The organism is Paenibacillus sp. PK4536 (assembly GCF_028594455.2).
Lineage (GTDB): Bacteria > Bacillota > Bacilli > Paenibacillales > Paenibacillaceae > Saccharibacillus > Saccharibacillus nuruki.
Genome location: NZ_CP126313.1, coordinates 4,398,922 through 4,415,930 on the forward strand (window position 1 = coordinate 4,398,922; position 17,009 = coordinate 4,415,930).

16 protein-coding genes are annotated in these 17,009 nt (G+C 41.3%); 2 read left to right on the forward strand and 14 right to left on the reverse strand.

All coding sequences use genetic code 11. The features are described 5' to 3' along the window. Positions 1–50: 50 nt before the first annotated feature. The 5 genes from PO903_RS19540 to lysA form a co-directional block, all read right to left on the reverse strand. Entirely contained in the window at positions 51–1,652 is a 1,602-nt protein-coding gene (locus tag PO903_RS19540) for an amidohydrolase (RefSeq protein WP_273594347.1), read from the reverse strand. Between the two features lie 30 nt (positions 1,653–1,682). Beyond that, positions 1,683–2,345: a KwaA family protein gene (locus PO903_RS19545; protein WP_273594348.1), complete on the reverse strand. Its 663-nt coding sequence runs from the start codon at positions 2,343–2,345 to the stop codon at positions 1,683–1,685. A gap of 27 nt (positions 2,346–2,372) precedes the next feature. Beyond that, complete coding sequence (locus tag PO903_RS19550) at positions 2,373–3,422, reverse strand: Kiwa anti-phage protein KwaB-like domain-containing protein (protein WP_273594349.1); 1,050 nt, start codon at positions 3,420–3,422, stop codon at positions 2,373–2,375. 153 nt (positions 3,423–3,575) lie between these two features. Then, entirely contained in the window at positions 3,576–4,007 is a 432-nt protein-coding gene (locus tag PO903_RS19555) for a peptidylprolyl isomerase (protein WP_069327881.1), read from the reverse strand. Positions 4,008–4,267: 260 nt separating this feature from the next. After that, on the reverse strand, positions 4,268–5,599 hold the full coding sequence (lysA, locus tag PO903_RS19560; RefSeq protein ID WP_273594350.1) for a diaminopimelate decarboxylase: 1,332 nt from the start codon (positions 5,597–5,599) through the stop codon (positions 4,268–4,270). Between the two features lie 282 nt (positions 5,600–5,881). Here lysA and PO903_RS19565 point away from each other — a divergent pair, with 282 nt between their 5' ends. Beyond that, positions 5,882–7,438: a M14 family zinc carboxypeptidase gene (locus PO903_RS19565; protein WP_273594351.1), complete on the forward strand. Its 1,557-nt coding sequence runs from the start codon at positions 5,882–5,884 to the stop codon at positions 7,436–7,438. A gap of 371 nt (positions 7,439–7,809) precedes the next feature. On the opposite strand, the gene PO903_RS19570 is transcribed toward PO903_RS19565, so the two are convergent. From PO903_RS19570 to PO903_RS19600, 7 genes are all read right to left on the reverse strand, one after another. Further along, positions 7,810–8,634 carry a purine-nucleoside phosphorylase gene (locus tag PO903_RS19570; protein WP_069327879.1) on the reverse strand — a complete coding sequence of 275 codons (825 nt, stop codon included), beginning with the start codon at positions 8,632–8,634 and terminating at the stop codon, positions 7,810–7,812. A 67-nt stretch (positions 8,635–8,701) separates the two neighbouring features. Beyond that, the gene (locus PO903_RS19575; RefSeq protein ID WP_273594352.1) at positions 8,702–9,892 is read right to left on the reverse strand and encodes a phosphopentomutase; all 1,191 of its coding nucleotides are present in this window, start codon (positions 9,890–9,892) and stop codon (positions 8,702–8,704) included. A 28-nt stretch (positions 9,893–9,920) separates the two neighbouring features. Then, positions 9,921–10,820: a site-specific tyrosine recombinase XerD gene (gene xerD, locus PO903_RS19580; RefSeq protein WP_069327877.1), complete on the reverse strand. Its 900-nt coding sequence runs from the start codon at positions 10,818–10,820 to the stop codon at positions 9,921–9,923. A gap of 90 nt (positions 10,821–10,910) precedes the next feature. Further along, complete coding sequence (gene fur, locus PO903_RS19585; protein ID WP_069327876.1) at positions 10,911–11,384, reverse strand: ferric iron uptake transcriptional regulator; 474 nt, start codon at positions 11,382–11,384, stop codon at positions 10,911–10,913. Between the two features lie 142 nt (positions 11,385–11,526). Then, positions 11,527–12,726, reverse strand: coding sequence for an endonuclease Q family protein (locus tag PO903_RS19590; protein ID WP_273594353.1), 1,200 nt, complete (start codon positions 12,724–12,726; stop codon positions 11,527–11,529). After that, positions 12,723–13,283 carry an NUDIX hydrolase gene (locus PO903_RS19595; protein ID WP_137220659.1) on the reverse strand — a complete coding sequence of 187 codons (561 nt, stop codon included), beginning with the start codon at positions 13,281–13,283 and terminating at the stop codon, positions 12,723–12,725. The genes PO903_RS19590 and PO903_RS19595 overlap by 4 nt, the downstream gene beginning before the upstream one ends. Positions 13,284–13,327: 44 nt before the next feature. Continuing rightward, on the reverse strand, positions 13,328–14,467 hold the full coding sequence (locus PO903_RS19600) for a M20/M25/M40 family metallo-hydrolase (protein WP_069327873.1): 1,140 nt from the start codon (positions 14,465–14,467) through the stop codon (positions 13,328–13,330). Positions 14,468–14,606: 139 nt separating this feature from the next. On the opposite strand from PO903_RS19600, the gene prli42 reads away from it, so the two are divergent. Beyond that, on the forward strand, positions 14,607–14,702 hold the full coding sequence (gene prli42, locus PO903_RS19605) for a stressosome-associated protein Prli42 (protein WP_137220660.1): 96 nt from the start codon (positions 14,607–14,609) through the stop codon (positions 14,700–14,702). On the opposite strand, the gene lipB is transcribed toward prli42, so the two are convergent. Together lipB and PO903_RS19615 are read right to left on the reverse strand one after the other, a co-directional pair. Beyond that, entirely contained in the window at positions 14,697–15,389 is a 693-nt protein-coding gene (gene lipB, locus PO903_RS19610; RefSeq protein WP_273594354.1) for a lipoyl(octanoyl) transferase LipB, read from the reverse strand. The genes prli42 and lipB overlap by 6 nt on opposite strands. 75 nt (positions 15,390–15,464) lie before the next feature. Then, positions 15,465–16,934 carry a dihydrolipoamide acetyltransferase family protein gene (locus PO903_RS19615; RefSeq protein WP_273594355.1) on the reverse strand — a complete coding sequence of 490 codons (1,470 nt, stop codon included), beginning with the start codon at positions 16,932–16,934 and terminating at the stop codon, positions 15,465–15,467. Between the last annotated feature and the right edge of the window lie 75 nt (positions 16,935–17,009).

The following is a 17,009-nucleotide window of genomic DNA, read 5'->3' on the forward strand; positions in this document are numbered from 1 at the left end:
ATAGGTGTTTTTTGAGTTCATGATGTGCTAAATAGAATAACTACAGTTTACTAGGCTTGATAAGCGATATGTCCATTAACAATGGTCATCTTAACTCGAGTCTGTAACAAAGACTCTGAATCTGTTGAGATATCTCGATCCAGTACTGTAAAATCAGCAGCTTTGCCAACTTGAATACTACCTCGCTCTTGTTCTTCGCCTGCCGCTTGTGCACTACCGACTGTAAATAAATGTACAGCTTCCGCTATAGTCAGTCGCTCCTGTGGTAAATAGCCTTCTACAGGCTCTGCACTATGAGGTTTGCGACGAGTGACAGCCGCATGAATACCAAGCATCGGATCAAGTGGCTCGATCGGTGCATCACTTCCACCAGCACAGATTACGCCTGCGTCTATTAACTTTTTCCAAGCATACAAATAATCTGTACGCTCTGCACCCACACGTTCCATCACCCATGGGAAATCACTGGCTACAAATCGAGGCTGAATATCTGCAATCAGTGGCAATTGAGTCATACGCTTTAGCAATGATTGATCCAATACTTGAGCATGAATAAATCGATCTGGTAAATGGGAAATGCCTTGCAGTGGATGAGCTTCCATCGCCGATAAAGTAAGGTCAGCTGCTCCATCCCCAATCGCATGTACCGCAATCGGATAACCAAGCGAACGTGCATACGATGTAATTTCATTCAATTGAGCAGTTGTATGAATTGCCATTCCTCGTGTGTGAGGTGCATCGCTATACGGTTGTTGGAGTAGCGCCGTACGTCCACCAATCGCTCCGTCTGAGAACAATTTGGCTGCTCCAATGCGCAACCATTCATCTCCGTCCCCTGCTCGTAAGCCCAATGCTTGCGCTTCTTGTAAATGAGTATAAAAAATCAATTGATGTGTTCGGAAATGTAGCCCTTCTGCATGCAATTCACGATAAATCTGCAACATGGTCTCTATACTTCCCAAAAACCGTAAATCTTCCGTATGTGACGCTGTTAATCCCAATCGAAGCGCATCCTGACAAGCGCGCCGAATCGCTTCTTTTTTGGTATTATAATCAGGTTCTGGTTGTACTGCGGTAAAAGCCGCTGAAGCTTCTTCATAAATCCAGCCATTTAATTCTCCTGCTTCATCACGACCATAGGAGCCTGCTTCAGGATCTGCTGAAGAAGAGGTCACCCCTGCTCTGGCAAAGGCTAGACTGTTGCCTAGAAAAGCATGAAAACACGTTCTCGTCAGGTAAATAGGATGCTCCGTCGTAATCTCATCTAGCTCTATTCGTAAAGGTGGAATCGGTGGGTTAAAGTTATTTTCATTCCAGTTCAAGCCTACAATCCATTGCCCTGCTGGTGTCATAGCTACACGCTGACGAATCAGGCTGATCATTTCTTCTTTGGATGTCACTTCTGAGAAATCGAGCATCGATAACTTCATTCCGTGCATCGACAAGTGCATATGAGAATCGGTTAATCCGGGCAATACATGAGCACCATCCCAATCCACTTGGTGATAGTCTTTGCCAGACAACTGTAGTGATAATTCTGAAGTGGTACCAACCGCTTGAATAATGCCATTGTCTATGTAGATTGCATCTGCATCGGGTTGAAGATGAGTACTAAATGCAAATGTTCCATGTGTAAATAATGTGCCTGCCATTAATCATTCTCCTTTATTTCATAGATCTATTTATTTAATGTACTTGATAGAGTTTTCTTTAGCAATCATATACATATTGCTCACTAGATGTTGCCCTCTATATGAAGTCGACAAATCCAAATCTTTTTCTTTTACAAGACAGATCACATGTTTACGATACTCGGGATGTTCACGTTCTTCTTCTAATGTATGCTCTGAAATGATGCCTTTTAGCACCTGTCTGCCTGATACAAAAAATAAAGGGCATGAAGAGATCGTATCTGTTTTGACATACACAGAAATAATAAAAATAATCACTAATAAAGAAAGAGCTACATTCATGATCGATGAATAATCTAATGCAATACGAGGCAATAATAATGTGATCAAAAAGAAAGAATATTCGCTAGCCGATAATTTCTCAAAGTGGCGCACAGCATATTGATTTCCGACCTTTTTAGACAATAACTTTTGTTCTATACCAGCCAGCAACCATACAATCACAATCCGGTACAATACAATAGACAACACCAATACAATGATGATAAACAGTGCTTCACCTGTCCATTGATGAGCAAACCATAGCGCTACATTTTTCTTCTGAAGCCATGAGGGTAAAAGATCATTCTCATATAAGAATCCAGCGACAATTAAAAATAGAAGTGGAAAATAAGCGGTTATCCATAAAATAAGTTGCTCTTTTTTAGACCACATTATCAGTCTCCTTCTCCAATTTGTAAATTATGAATCATTCTCTAATGGATCTATATCTACAGCAATACTAAAATTTTTAGTTAAAAAAGATTGTTTTATTTTATCAGCAAAAAAATGAATTAAAGTGGTTGGTTTTTGATCAGGTTCATATTTGATTTTGTAATGTTCCAGATCCAGAAATGAATATAAGTCCCAGATCGCGGCATATTTTTTTCTATATTCTTCTGCTTTTTGAGCATTTCGAGGTAACCTTTTTCTAATTAATTTCAGCTCATCACATCGTTCTTCAAAATTATCCTCTAACGCTGCTATATTGTCTGCGCTCAATTGTGCCAGACTTCTAGAATACACATGTTGCTTGCAATGTTGCTCAAATATGTCTTTATTGGACTCTTCTGCGGCAAAAAAAGGAAGATTCACAATTTGATGCAGATTATAATCTCTAGCTTCGTTAATATGATCACGATAATCAAACATATTTTCAAAAGATAACAGATTTGAAATATAAATCTCATTATTAAAGATAAAAAAATCTATCTTCCCACCTAACTCTAACAAATCATCGCTGACAAAATGAAACACATTGGAGTCTTTTATCGCTAATCTTCTCTTTTTGGTTCCTACTTTGGGTTTACGATAAAAACAACAATATACTTTATGTTGTTCTATATCTAATCGTATGATTTGAAAATGGGTATCCCGTTCTTCAATACTTTGATCTGTTTCTGTTAATGCATGCAGTAGACCGTTTTTGCGAGCATTCAATGTACTATGTTGTTCTTGGATCACTAGCTTAGCCAGTTGCTCATTTTTTTGTACTTCCAAATGATAATCACTGACCGCAAACTTAGATTCGTCACCTTCTGGTTGCTGAAAGCTTTTAAAAGAACGAATTAACTGATCTTTTAACCAGCTGGTGACTTCTTCTGCTAATGTAATCACTTTGCTCCGGTAATAATGGTCAGCTTCTTTCTCTTTGCGAACGACAAAAAGTTTGAGATCGATTTGAGATTGCTTCTCCTCGGTATCGCATGCTATTAAAAGCTGTACAGGATGTTCAGCATGATTAATATTCATCGGCTCGCCTTCCTTTTTTATCCAATTGTTTCGATACATACCATTATTCACATCAAAGGGAATAAAGTCAAAATGAATAAAAAAAGAACCTGCTCTCTAAAGAGAACAAGTTCTTGTTGATAAAAAAGTGAAGCTATTGTTATTGAAAAAAGCTTACGCTTCTACAATTGCAACAGTTTCCATTTTGTCGCTGCCTTTAAGAGCATCAACATATTCCAAACCTTTAACTACTTTACCAAACACAGTATGTTGTCCATCCAAGTGTGGTTGTGGTTGGTAGCAGATGTAGAACTGGCTTCCGCCTGTGTTGCGTCCTGCATGAGCCATAGCCAAAGAACCGCGCTCGTGTTTGTTCGGGTTGATTTCGCAGTTGATTGTGTAGCCTGGTCCACCAGTACCTGTACCGTTAGGGCATCCACCTTGAGCTACGAAACCAGGGATTACACGGTGAAATGTTAATCCGTTGTAGAAACCATCATTTGCTAATTTTTCAAAGTTAGCAACCGTATTCGGTGCATCTTGATCAAACAGGTCGATAACGATCTCTCCACCGTTTGCAAGTTTGATGTTCGCTTGTTTAGACATAATATAATAAATCTCCTCTCAATTAAAAACAGAAATTAGGACGCATGCCTCTACTTCACCAGAGTACGATTAAGCGAGAAATAGATCTGTAGGACAGCATCCTCTTTAGTTTACTATGAAAAGCGATTCTGCGCAAAGGCATGTTCACTTCTTTTTCGCTGTATTCCGTTCATGATACCGATATATAGAGTCATCATCTGTACAATCATGATGAACATTTTCATACATTAGATACTAATCATATAAATAAGATTCAGTCTCTACGTAGTGATTGTTGTACGAGTTAGACGAGCTGGAATCACATCATTGCTTGTAATATCTTCAAATGTTTCCCGCTCTACAATCACATCACTTTTGCCGTCTTTAACTAATACGACTGCCGGGCGACGAATCCGATTGTAATTGCTTGCCATAGAATAATTATAAGCCCCTGTACACGCCACTGCTAACAGATCGCCTGCTACAGGTGAAGCCAGTTCAATATCCCAGATGAGCATATCTCCACTTTCACAACATTTACCAGCGACCGATACCAATTCTGTTGCTTCATCAGTGGCACGATTGGCAATCACAGCTTCATATTTCGCTTCATACAGAGCCAGACGTGGATTGTCTGTCATACCGCCATCAACCGATACATATTTGCGTACATTGGGAATATCTTTGTTAGAACCTACTGTGTATAACGTTGTTCCTGCATCCCCAACGATACTACGACCGGGCTCTACCCAGATTTGCGGTAATGCTCCTTCTAATTTGGAAAAGTGTTCTTTCACTGCTGTGGTGATCGCTTCTACATATTCAGATACTTGAAGCGGCGTATCTTCGGATGTATAGCGAATACCGAATCCACCACCCAGATTAATGACTGTAAATGAAATGCTTTCTTGTTGCTGTACTTCAAGTGCAAATGCAGCTACACGTTCAACGGCTACTTGAAAACCATCCACTTCAAAAATCTGTGATCCGATATGAGAATGAATCCCTAGTAATTTGACATGTTCCAGTGAATGAGCTTCTTTCACCGCTTGATAAGCTGTTCCGTTCCCGACGTCGAATCCGAATTTGGAATCTTCTTGACCGGTTGAAATGTATTCATGAGTATGTGCTTCTACACCCGGAGTCACCCGTAACAGAATATTAGGCATCATTTTTTTAGAAGCAGCAATCGCATTTAACACTTGTAACTCCACAAAGTTATCGACAACAAAGCAACCGATCCCTGCATCCAAAGCCATTTCTAACTCATCTGGCGTTTTGTTATTTCCGTGAAAATGAATGCGTTCAACAGGAAATCCTGCTTGCATTGCTGTATACAGTTCTCCTTCAGATACTACATCCATCGACAATCCTTCTTCTTCTACAATCCGGCACATTGCCATCGTGCAGAATGCTTTGCTAGCATACGCCACTTGAAAAGTTAACCCTGATGCTTGAAAAGCTTGCATATACTCCTGACAACGACTACGAATTAAATGCTCATCCATAATATATAAAGGCGTACCATATTGTTCTTTAAGTTGAACGGTATCACAACCACCGATCACAAGATGACCTTGATCATTAATTTGACTTGTTCCATGTAAATACATCTGTTGTCCTCCGTTCATTCACTTGAAGTGTATAGTCAGTATAACCATTGTGCATATTATAGCAGAATGGACTATTTTGCTGAACATTTGTGTTTTATGTGAGATTCCAATGAATGGATTCGCTTATTAATGTACTTACATATGGAAAAAATAAGCATTTACGTTACTTCAAATAAGATGCTACTATTCTTGATAGAGACACTCTAATATACCGTTAAATCAAGGATTTTAAACATTTAGGGTACTAACAATTGTATATCATTTTTCTAGAGGAGGATGGCATTGAAAAAGATTGGATGTCTTATGCTTGCATTTATACTATTTGTCCCTACTCTGCTGTTCCAAAGCCAAGCTGAAGCAGCAAGTAGCACGGTAGTTAACCCGTCTGTCACGTATACATATGCAGCCATGACCCGACATATTCAGTCATTGGCTCAGAAATATCCTGACTTGATTCAGTACAAATCTATTGGTAAAACCAAGTATGGTCGTGATATCTGGGCAGTTGGACTTGGGCATGGACAAGCAACCGTATTTATTAACGGTTCTCATCATGCTCGTGAATGGATGACAACGACAATCAATATGTACATGTTAGAACAATATGCGATAGCGTATACCGCCAATCGACCTTTTGAAGGATATAATACTCGCCAAATTTTAGATCGAACCACCATTTGGTTTGTACCGATGGTTAATCCTGATGGAGTAACTTTGCAACAACAAGGAACAAGTGCTTTTCCGGCTTCGGTTCGACAAGCTTTAGTCAAAATGAATGGGGGTAGTACCAACTTCAAACGCTGGAAAGCCAATGCACAAGGTATTGATCCGAATCGTCAATATGATGCATATTGGAGCACGATTGAAGATAATATTCCATATCCATTTTGGAAAAATCATAAAGGAACCACTGCTGTACAGACTGCTGAAAATCAAGCAACCACTTCATTCACCTACGATATTGATCCTGAAATTGCTGTATCGTATCATTCAGCCGGTCGTATTCTGTACTGGAACTTCCATACGCTTCCGCAGAATCTAAGTCGAGATAAACGTTTGGCTAATATATTTACTACGTTTACAGGTTATCGCCAAGTACGCCCAAATAATAATCCTTCGGGTGGCGGATATACCGATTGGTTTATCACTACATTTGGTAGACCTGCTTTTACACCGGAAATTGGTATCAAAACAGGTGAAACCAACTTGCCCCTATCTGCTTTTAACGAAGAGTGGCGACGCAATAAAAAAGTAGGGCTTTGGATTGCGCAAGAAGGCTATTCACTCTGGTTGAAAAAGAATCCAAATACACCTGCTTCACCGACAACACCAACGCAACCACCATCTAATCCGTCACGCCGATCTTTAAATGTGACTTTAGATGGAGTCAATGTCAAAAAAGAAATCCCTGCTTTTATCCAAAATAAAGTCACGTATATCTCATACAAACCTTTGCTGACTCCATACGGATTTGCTTTTTTCTGGGATCAAGCGAACCAGACCATTACAGCAACATCCAGCGCTTCCGGTACAGCCACATTTACATTGAATCAAAAAGCAGCTGAGATCAACGGCGTATCGTCAACTCTTCAAGGCACACCAATAAATCTAGACGGAACCGTATATGTCCCAACATCATTAATCAGTCAGCTTACAGGCGTAGCCGTTAATATTAATGACAAAGACGACACCTTAACACTAACCAGTCCAGACACTGCCGCTCCATCACCAGCAACAGAAATAACAACAGAAAATTCCAACCCTTCTCCAACACCTACACCAGAGTCCGTACCCAATCAACCCACCGTAGCCCCTGACCCTGATGTAGAAGAATCATAAGTTTATCAGTATTTTCTCCATCTAACTCAAACTCTCTCAAATACTACACCCTTTCCATATCATCCAATAACGAAAAAAGCTTCCGATCCTATACTATAGGATTCAGAAGCTTTTTCACATGACCATATCGTTTATTTACTCCCACCGCACTACCTGCCAACCCACCAAAAAGTTGGCGTTTATCTTATGACTGTGCTCCCACCTCGGAGCGAAAGGAAAATAATTGTTCTGAAAGTCGCCTTTGAAGTGGAATCCCGACTGCCTAGCAGTCCAATCAAGGGATTCCATTTCACCAGCGACGGCAAGAATAATTCTTTTCCTATAGCGGTCTAACTCCCCAGCACAGCCATCTTCAACCCAACCACATTCAATTACATTTGAGGAATAATCGCCAATACCAATTTCAAAAACTGATCTCGAACACGGTCTGCTGTCTCCATAACTTCATCATGAGATAACGGTTGATCCAGAATACCTGCTGCCATATTGGTAATACAAGAAATACCGAGAACTTCAATCCCTGCATGACGCGCTACAATCGTTTCTGACACGGTAGACATACCTACTGCGTCTGCGCCTAATGTACGTAGCATAACGATCTCAGCAGGCGTCTCATACGTTGGGCCAAGCAATCCAGCATAGACACCTTCTTGAATTTTTAATCCTTGTTGTGCAGCTGTTTCTTTGAACACCGCACGTAGACGACGGCTATACGCTTCTGACATATCAGGGAAACGTACACCTAGAGCCGAATCGTTAGGTCCGATCAATGGATTGCGACCTGTCATATTCAAATGATCGCTCAATACCATCAAATCACCTGGCTCATACGAAGTATTTACTCCGCCAGCTGCGTTGGTTACCAGCAATGTAGAAATACCCAATTCTTTCATCACACGTACAGGGAATGCCGTTACTTCAGGGCCGTATCCTTCGTACATATGGAAGCGACCTTTCATCATAACAACAGGACGACCTTGAATCGTACCTAGCAATAATTCGCCTTCATGACCTTCTACAGTCGATACAGGAAAATGTGGAATATGATGATAGTCAATCGCTACGCTATCTTCGATCAAATCCGCCAACACACCTAATCCTGATCCCAAAATAAGTCCGATCTCTGGTTTGATATCACTTTGACTGCGAATATAAGCAGCTGCTTCTTGAATCGTTGCTTGTGTAATAGTTGTCATTAAAGTATCCTCCTTGAATATCTATGCTATATAAAATGAATATCTTAAATCCGTAGTCAGATCAATCTTACTTTAATTTATCTAAAAAGCTTTCACCGTGCAATGGACCACCTGTTCTAAAATTATCTGCGATCGTTGCACCGATATCACTGTACGTTGTCCGGATGCCTAGATCAACAGACTGTTGTAGTGATGGACTGTAGACTAACAAAGGGACATACTCGCGTGTATGATCGGTTCCTTTGTGTACCGGATCATTCCCATGATCTGCGGTAATAATCAGCAAATCTTGTTCACCGATAGTAGATAATATATCAGGTAACGCTTGATCGAATTGTTCCAGTGCTTTGGCATATCCTAGTGGATCACGACGATGTCCATATAACGAATCAAAATCAATCAGATTGGTGAACAATAATCCGTTAAAATCTTGGCGTAACACGTCCATCATCACTTGAATTCCATTTTCATTACCACGGGTAGGATGGGTAGCTGTAATCCCATGCCCTGAGAAAATATCATTGATTTTGCCTACAGAAATAACATCGTATCCAAAATTCTGCAATGTATTCAATACCGTAGGTTCAGGTGGATTGACAGCAAAGTCACGACGGTTCGCTGTCCGTACAAATTGCCCGGGCGCTCCGCGATAAGGACGTGCAATAATACGTGCTACCGAATGTTCAGGCGACATCGTAAGTTGACGTGCTATCTTACATGCTTCATACAGTTTATTCAGTGGAATAATATCTTCATGAGCCGCAATCTGCATCACACTGTCAGCAGAGGTATAAATGATCCATGCTCCACTCTTCATCTGTTCTTCCCCGTATTGTTCAATCATATCTAACCCTGCACCTGATTTGTTACCGATTACACGTCTACCGGTAAGTTTCTCTAGCTCAGTGATGAGATCCTGAGGGAACCCGTGTGGATACGTATTAAAAGGAGAACTGATTTGCAAACCCATCATTTCCCAATGACCTGTCATCGTATCTTTGCCAATAGAGGTCTGTGCCAGTTTACCATAAGAAGCTTGTGGGTGTTCTGCTGGCTCAAGGGGTGCCAAAGACGTAATATTCGCCAGCCCCAATTGTTGCAAATGAGGAATCTGGATCTCTGGAACTTGTTCCAAAATATGACCTAATGTATGTGCACCTTTATCACCAAACTTCGATGCATCAGGTAATTCGCCAATTCCTACGCTATCCATCACGATAACGCTAATTCGTTTAAAACGTGTGTCTGATTGTGTCATGATCAATGCCTCCTTATTCGATGATGAATCAGGTTACATTGGCACGCGGATGATGAGCTTCATACACATCTTTCATATTCTTCTTGGATACCTGTGTGTAAATCTGAGTTGTGGAAATATCAGCATGTCCTAACATTTCTTGTACCGAACGCAAATCGGCTCCACTCTCTAACAGATGGGTCGCAAAAGAATGACGCAATGTATGAGGTGTAATATCTGCCTCAATCCCAGCTTCACGAGCATACTTTTTGATCATTTTCCAAAAGCCTTGTCGTGTAAGTCTTGTGCCAAGCTGATTCACAAAGAGTGCCAGTTCTTCAGGATGATTACGAATGAGTTGCTGACGGCCCTGTTCTATATATTCACCTACACGCTTCACGGTGACTCCTGTAATCGGAATAATCCGTTCTTTGCCTGCATTATTCGCACAGCGTAAAAACTTCAAATCCAGACGCACATCGTCCACATTGATCGAAATCAGTTCAGAAACGCGTATCCCTGTAGCATATAACAATTCCAGCATCGCACGATCACGTCGACCTTGCGGTGACTGGCGATCAGGTGCATCAATCAAATGTCCGACTTGTTCAATCGTCATCACATTCGGTAGACGCTTTTCTGCTTTGGGCGCTTCCATATGTATTGAAGGATCTTGCTGAATCATGCCCTGTCTCACCAGATACTGGCAGAATGAACGGATCGAAACAGTCATCCTTGTAATCGTGGATGATGCTTTGCCCATCTGTCTCATTTCTCCTAGGAAAAGGGCGATATGTGTTTTACGAATTTGATCGGGTAATTGCAAATCACGTTGTCTAGCAAATTCCAGAAATTGATTCAAATCTCGTCGATACGATTCTAATGTATTTCGAGATAATGCTTTTTCTTCCGTCAAATAGCGGATAAATGTCTCTAAATGTTCATTCATCAGAAATCAGGTCCCTTCATAGGAATGGTTACGGCAAAAAGACTCTCTCCCGAACAGCCAAATATCGGGCGAGAGTCTCTGGTATCCATTTTAGTTGTCAGGTTTTTCGTCTTTGTTGATATCGTTTTTGTCTTTACAACGATAACAAATTCCGTAAAAATCGAGTCTGTGGTCCAGAACCGTGAAATCGAATTCTTTATCCAATCGTTCTTCTAGTGGTCCTAGCCAATCTTCGCGGATCTCATCCATACTTCCGCATTGCACGCATATAAGATGATGATGATGGTGCTTGCTGGTGTCGGTACGCAAATCATAACGCGCTACACCGTCACCGAAGTTGATTTTTTCCACGACATGCAGTTCACTCAGAAGTTCAAGGGTACGGTAAACAGTGGCAAGACCGATTTCGGGAGCTTTCTGCTTCACTAACATGAAGACATCCTCTGCACTTAGATGATCTTCTTCATTCTCAAGAAGCACTCGAACGGTGGCTTCCCGCTGGGGCGTTAATTTATAACCTTTGGATTGTAATTGCTGTTTAATCTTATCGATCCGTGCTTCCATTCTATACCTCCCCCTGTGGAAATCACTGCATCGTGTAAATGCTCACTTCTATTATTATAGGGGGAATTCTTTGACAAAGTCAAACTTTTTAGAACACGTGTGTTTGCTTCCAATTCAAAGCAAATCCCTGATTTTGTAACGTCTATATTCTGTTCTCTGGCTTCGCCATAACTTTGCCATATGTTCCGCCGCCACCTGAGCTTAACTGTAGTTCTCCGTTTCTTGCTTGTACAATCAACAAAGCAATTTCAGCACCTACGATATCTGTTAATTGCTCTATAGAAGTCTGATGTAAGATATTCATCTCTGTACCGTATTCTGCAAGCAAACGGTTCATCTTAGCAGGCCCTAGCCCTGGAATAAACGACAATGGCACCTGATAATGATACGGTGGACGATGAGCATTCACAACAGGTTGCTCACGATCGGCAATCTGTAGAATCCGATCCATCACACCTATAGTAAGCTTGGTACTACCGCAATAAGGACAACGCTCAATTGCAGGAGAAGCATCATCTATAATACTGTTACAGTTGGTACAATACGTACGATGGTATTTACCAAGTCTAGGATCAAGTCCGTAATTAGCCATAATATGGCGCCCGTTTTCTCCTCGAAGTACAGCTACCCATTCATCAAAGCTTGCTTCACGCATCGCAAAAAGGTTGTATTCACGTCCAATTTTGCCAAGCGAGTGAGCATCTGAATTGGTAAGTAACGGATACGGATCAAGTTCACTAATATAACTGGACATTGTCGTATCTGCACTTAGTCCCAATTCTCCACCATCGATGCTATTCAAGTCCAATACTTCACTCATCTGCGCTACGGTACTTCCATAGATGCCTTTATGCGGAGTAAACATATGAGCAGGCATAAAAATACCATTTCGTTGTTTGACCTGCTTTTGTAGTTCCTGAAAAGACACATGTAGACGTTGAGAGCTTAATTGAACATTTTTCATATGCTTGCTCATCCATTGACTAAAGTCCGTGATTGTGGCTAGATCGCGAAAATAAACCAACACATGAGCTTCGTGATAACCCGGCTCACGTATCTCGATTTCTGAACCGAGTAGAATGGTAGTATCTTGATAACGAATGCCACCACCAGCGATTTCAACCATTTCACCGCTGGCAATATAGTTACGAATATCTTGTTGTACTCCAGGTGAATGACAATCGATAATTCCTGTTAATCCGATTCCTTTGCGTTCTGAAGATTCTTTGGCGATATTAGCAAAAGTCAGATTACGGCTACCACTGATCTTCACCGGTTGTCCATCTTCACTTCTACCGATATGAATATGAAGATCAGCATAGATCGATTGCAATTCACTCACAGACTAGGTTTTCCTGTAACTTTGATCAGATGCCAAGCTTGTACCGCCATAATCGTCTTCGCATCGCTAATACGTCCTTCACGAATCTGTTCATATGCTTCTTCGAGTGTAATCTCGGTCACTTCTAGAAATTCATCGTCATCTGGATTTAGCTCACCTGCTTGTAGATTTTCAGCAAGATAGAGATGGATAATCTCATCCGCAAAGCCGGGCGATGTATAAAAAGAGTTCAACAAAGTCACTTGCTCACAGCGATATCCTGTTTCTTCTTCCAGTTCACGCTTGATGGCTTCCTCTGGCTGTTCCCCTTTTTCCAATTTGCCAGCAGGAACTTCCACTTCGGTACGACCGAGTGCTTGACGATACTGCTCTACTACAAGCATACGATCGTTATGAATAGCCAGTACTGCTACCGCTCCTGGATGGCGAACGATCTCGCGCTTACTCGTATTTCCATTTGGAAGTTCTACAGTATCCACTTGTAAAGATATGACTTTCCCTTCAAAAATCGATTCGGTGGATAGTGTAATCTCGTCTAAAGCTTTATTCGCTGTCATCTCAATTCCTCCACGTATCATTTATCGTTGAATGCTATGTCGTCTTATTTCCACTTCGTTAACTGGGATGTTTCACGTACAATTTCAGTTACTAGATGTGCCGCACGTACTAATTCGTCTTTATGAATACGCTCATCTGTTGTATGAATAAATTCATAACCGACCGCTAGATTGGCTGTTGGAATTCCAAAGCTATTGAAGATATTAGCGTCACTGCCTCCACCGGTATGGAAAATATCATTCGGTACACCTAATTTACTTGCGGCACGTTGCGCCAATTGAACAACAGCATCATCTTCTGTAAATTTGAAGCCCGGATATACAATCACACTTTGAAATTTACCTGTAGCGCCAAAATCTGCACATGTATTTTCAAGCGATGCTTTCATCGCTGCTAACTGTACTACTACTTTTTCGTGCACCAGACTGCGTGCTTCTGCTTCCAAGCGTGCATAGTCGCAGATAACATTGGTCGCTTCGCCGCCTTCGAATTTGCCAATATTCGCAGTCGTCTCGTGATCGATTCGTCCTAATTTCATTCGTGAAATCGCTTTGCCTGCCACTTGAATCGCACTAATGCCATCTTCAGGATTGACACCTGCATGAGCTGATTTGCCGAAAATCTCCATCACGATACGTGCTTGTGTAGGCGCAGCAACCGCAATCGTTCCCACTGTTCCGTTAGAATCCAGTGCATAACCGAAATCTGCATCTACGAGAGAGGAATCCATAGAACGTGCACCCATCAGACCGGATTCTTCACCTGCGGTAATAATCAACTGAATCTGACCATGCTCTATATTTTGTTCTTTTAACACTCGAATCATTTCAAAAAGAGCAGCGATGCCTGCTTTGTCATCTGCTCCTAAAATAGTATCCGTTGAGCTGGTAATATAACCTTCTGCATCCATCACAGGCACGATTCCAATACCCGGTTTTACCGTATCCATATGAGAAGTAAAAAATAATTTAGGAATAGATTTATCGGTATTAGCCGGTAGTGTCGCAATCAAGTTACCTGCGGCATGTCCTGTTTTGGCAGCTGATTCGTCTTCAATAACGGTAAATCCAAGTGCAATTAGCTTTTCTGTCAAACGATCTGCGATTGCACGCTCTTGTTTGGTTTCACTATCTATTTGTACAAGTTCTTTAAATTCTTCAATTAAACGGGATTCAGATATCACAATATTCGCTCCTTTGAGTTTACGTAAATATACACATATTGCAGTGAGTCCTTTTGCAAAATAGCCTTATAATCGGTATGATGAAGAGAATGGGTTCTGTTGACCGATCCCTATTTTATAGACATAAAGGAGTACACTTATGGAAAAGAAAAAATGGTTCAAAGTCTTTATTTATATCATGTTGATTGCAATGGTCGGTTCTACTTTACTGATGGTCATTCAACCGTTTTTATAAGGATAATGGTTCTTCCGGCTGTGCATACTCAAAATGGCGCATAAAATGTAGCAATATCTCCTGTGCCACTTGCTCAACGGTAAAAGTACGGCCGGTAATATCTTCAAGCGAAGTCACTCCATATTGTTCAATGCCACAAGGAACAATACCGCTAAACCCTTCATTTTGAATCCCCGAAGAAATATTAAACGCAAATCCATGACTGGTAACAAACCCTTTACGATGACGACATTTGTTAAATTTAATGCCTATCGCCGCGATTTTGAGATCACCAATCCATACGCCTGTATATTCTTCTTTGCGTCCGGCTTCAATGCCTTGTTCTGCTAAATAATCAATAATCACCTGTTCCAATGTTCTCAGATATCGGTGTGGATCTATGCCTTTGGCGGCATCCAGTAACAGAATCGGATAACCGACTAACTGTCCGGGTCCATGGTATGTAATATCACCGCCTCGATCAATCTGAAACAGTGTAATGCCTCGCTTTGCCAGCTCTTCTTCGTTCCATAACAAATGCTCTGGATGACGCTGAGAGCCAATAGTATACGTCGGTGGATGCTGAAGAAGCAGAAGGTGTTCCTCTTGCTCACCGGTATCAACCCCGCGAACAATCTCCTTCTGCTTCTCCCACGCTTGCGCGTAATCCATCGAGGGCGTATAGGAGACTTGAATGAATTTACTCATATGCAGACACGTCCCTTCCCTGATGACTATTCTATTGTTGTGTACCTTTTATCTTAATTTACCGTATTCAAGTTCTTAATACAACTTTGTATCGGTATTATAACTTTCCAAATTATCTTTAACACGTTGTAAGAAACGTCCACAGATGACACCATCGAGAATACGATGATCTAAAGACAGACATAGATTAGCCATCGAGCGAACAGCAATCATATCGTTAATCACAACTGGTTTTTTGACAATCGATTCAAAGGTCAAAATCGCCGCTTGTGGATAGTTAATAATCGGATACGACAGAATCGAACCAAATGAACCTGTATTATTAACCGTAAATGTACCACCTTGCATATCGTCCAATTTGAGCTTGCCATCACGAGTACGGCGTGCCAAATCTTCTACTTCATGCGCAAGACCTGCGATATTTTTTTGATCCGCTTTGTGAATAACCGGTGTCATGACTGAATCTTCTGTACCTACAGCAAGCGCAATATTGATATCGCGTTTGACGATAATTTTATCCACTGCCCAGACAGAGTTCATAATCGGATAATCTTTAATTGCGTTCACAACGGCTTTGAGCAAGAACGATAGATACGTTAAGTTAATACCTTCTTTACGCTTGAACTCATCTTTTACTTTGTTGCGCAGCATCACGAGGTTCGTTACATCGACTTCAATCATTGTCCATGCATGAGGAATCTCGGATACACTTTGACGCATATTACGTGCAATTGCATTACGAAGTGGCGTGACATTGATCAAATGTTCACTTTGACCTAATTGATTCGCCTGATCTTCTTCCATCACGATCTTAGCAATAGCTGGTGTCTCTGATAAATGAATACCTGAATGACGCACTTGATATTCTGTGGAAGCCGCAGGCATACTTGCCGCTGTCGGTGCAGTCGTATTACTTGGTGTTGATGGTGCTTGTTGGGCTGCATTGCTATTATTGGATGCTGATGCTACAGGAGCATGAGCAGTTCCATTTTCTAATGCTTTGAGTACATCACGACGAGTCACACGTCCACCTGCGCCTGTACCTTGAATACCAGATAGATTCACTCCATGTTCAGCAGCAAGAGACTGTACAGCAGGTGAATAGCGTCCACTCATCGATCCATTTCCAGATTCAGCAGAACGTGGAGCAGAACCAGCAGGACGTGTTGATGCTACAGGTGACGAAGATGGTGTCATAGCAGGTGTAGCTACTGTCTCAGCAGGTAGATCATCATGCACTGTGATTTCTGGTGAAGCGGGTGCAATATGGTCGGTATCTGCTGATGGAGCTTGTTCGGTAATGATCTGACAGATCACTTCGCCCACTGCTACTTCTTGACCTTCTAATGCTATAATATCGCCCATAATTCCTTCTAATACAGAAGGAATCTCAGCATTTACTTTATCGGTAATGACTTCACAGATCGGTTCATATTGATCTACAGATTCACCAGGCTGTTTGAGCCATTTGGCAATCGTTGCAGATACGAGAGATTCCGCAAGTTGTGGCATAACCACATCTGTCGGATTTCCTTTTGCAGACATATGATTTCACTCCTAAAGGATTAGATATTTTGCTAGGCAAACATCTTTTCACATTTTGTATAGATACGCTAGATA

What these genes read in the sequence shown, in the direction of transcription:
- prli42 (WP_137220660.1), top strand. Translation starts at nt 14,607, where the DNA reads ATGGAAAAGAAAAAATGGTTCAAAGTCTTTATTTATATCATGTTGATT.
- PO903_RS19615 (WP_273594355.1), bottom strand. Translation starts at nt 16,934, where the DNA reads ATGTCTGCAAAAGGAAATCCGACAGATGTGGTTATGCCACAACTTGCG.
- PO903_RS19595 (WP_137220659.1), bottom strand. Translation starts at nt 13,283, where the DNA reads ATGACAGCGAATAAAGCTTTAGACGAGATTACACTATCCACCGAATCG.
- lipB (WP_273594354.1), bottom strand. Translation starts at nt 15,389, where the DNA reads ATGAGTAAATTCATTCAAGTCTCCTATACGCCCTCGATGGATTACGCG.
- PO903_RS19555 (WP_069327881.1), bottom strand. Translation starts at nt 4,007, where the DNA reads ATGTCTAAACAAGCGAACATCAAACTTGCAAACGGTGGAGAGATCGTT.
- PO903_RS19575 (WP_273594352.1), bottom strand. Translation starts at nt 9,892, where the DNA reads ATGACACAATCAGACACACGTTTTAAACGAATTAGCGTTATCGTGATG.
- PO903_RS19545 (WP_273594348.1), bottom strand. Translation starts at nt 2,345, where the DNA reads ATGTGGTCTAAAAAAGAGCAACTTATTTTATGGATAACCGCTTATTTT.
- PO903_RS19570 (WP_069327879.1), bottom strand. Translation starts at nt 8,634, where the DNA reads ATGACAACTATTACACAAGCAACGATTCAAGAAGCAGCTGCTTATATT.
- lysA (WP_273594350.1), bottom strand. Translation starts at nt 5,599, where the DNA reads ATGTATTTACATGGAACAAGTCAAATTAATGATCAAGGTCATCTTGTG.
- fur (WP_069327876.1), bottom strand. Translation starts at nt 11,384, where the DNA reads ATGGAAGCACGGATCGATAAGATTAAACAGCAATTACAATCCAAAGGT.
- PO903_RS19550 (WP_273594349.1), bottom strand. Translation starts at nt 3,422, where the DNA reads ATGAATATTAATCATGCTGAACATCCTGTACAGCTTTTAATAGCATGC.
- xerD (WP_069327877.1), bottom strand. Translation starts at nt 10,820, where the DNA reads ATGAATGAACATTTAGAGACATTTATCCGCTATTTGACGGAAGAAAAA.
- PO903_RS19540 (WP_273594347.1), bottom strand. Translation starts at nt 1,652, where the DNA reads ATGGCAGGCACATTATTTACACATGGAACATTTGCATTTAGTACTCAT.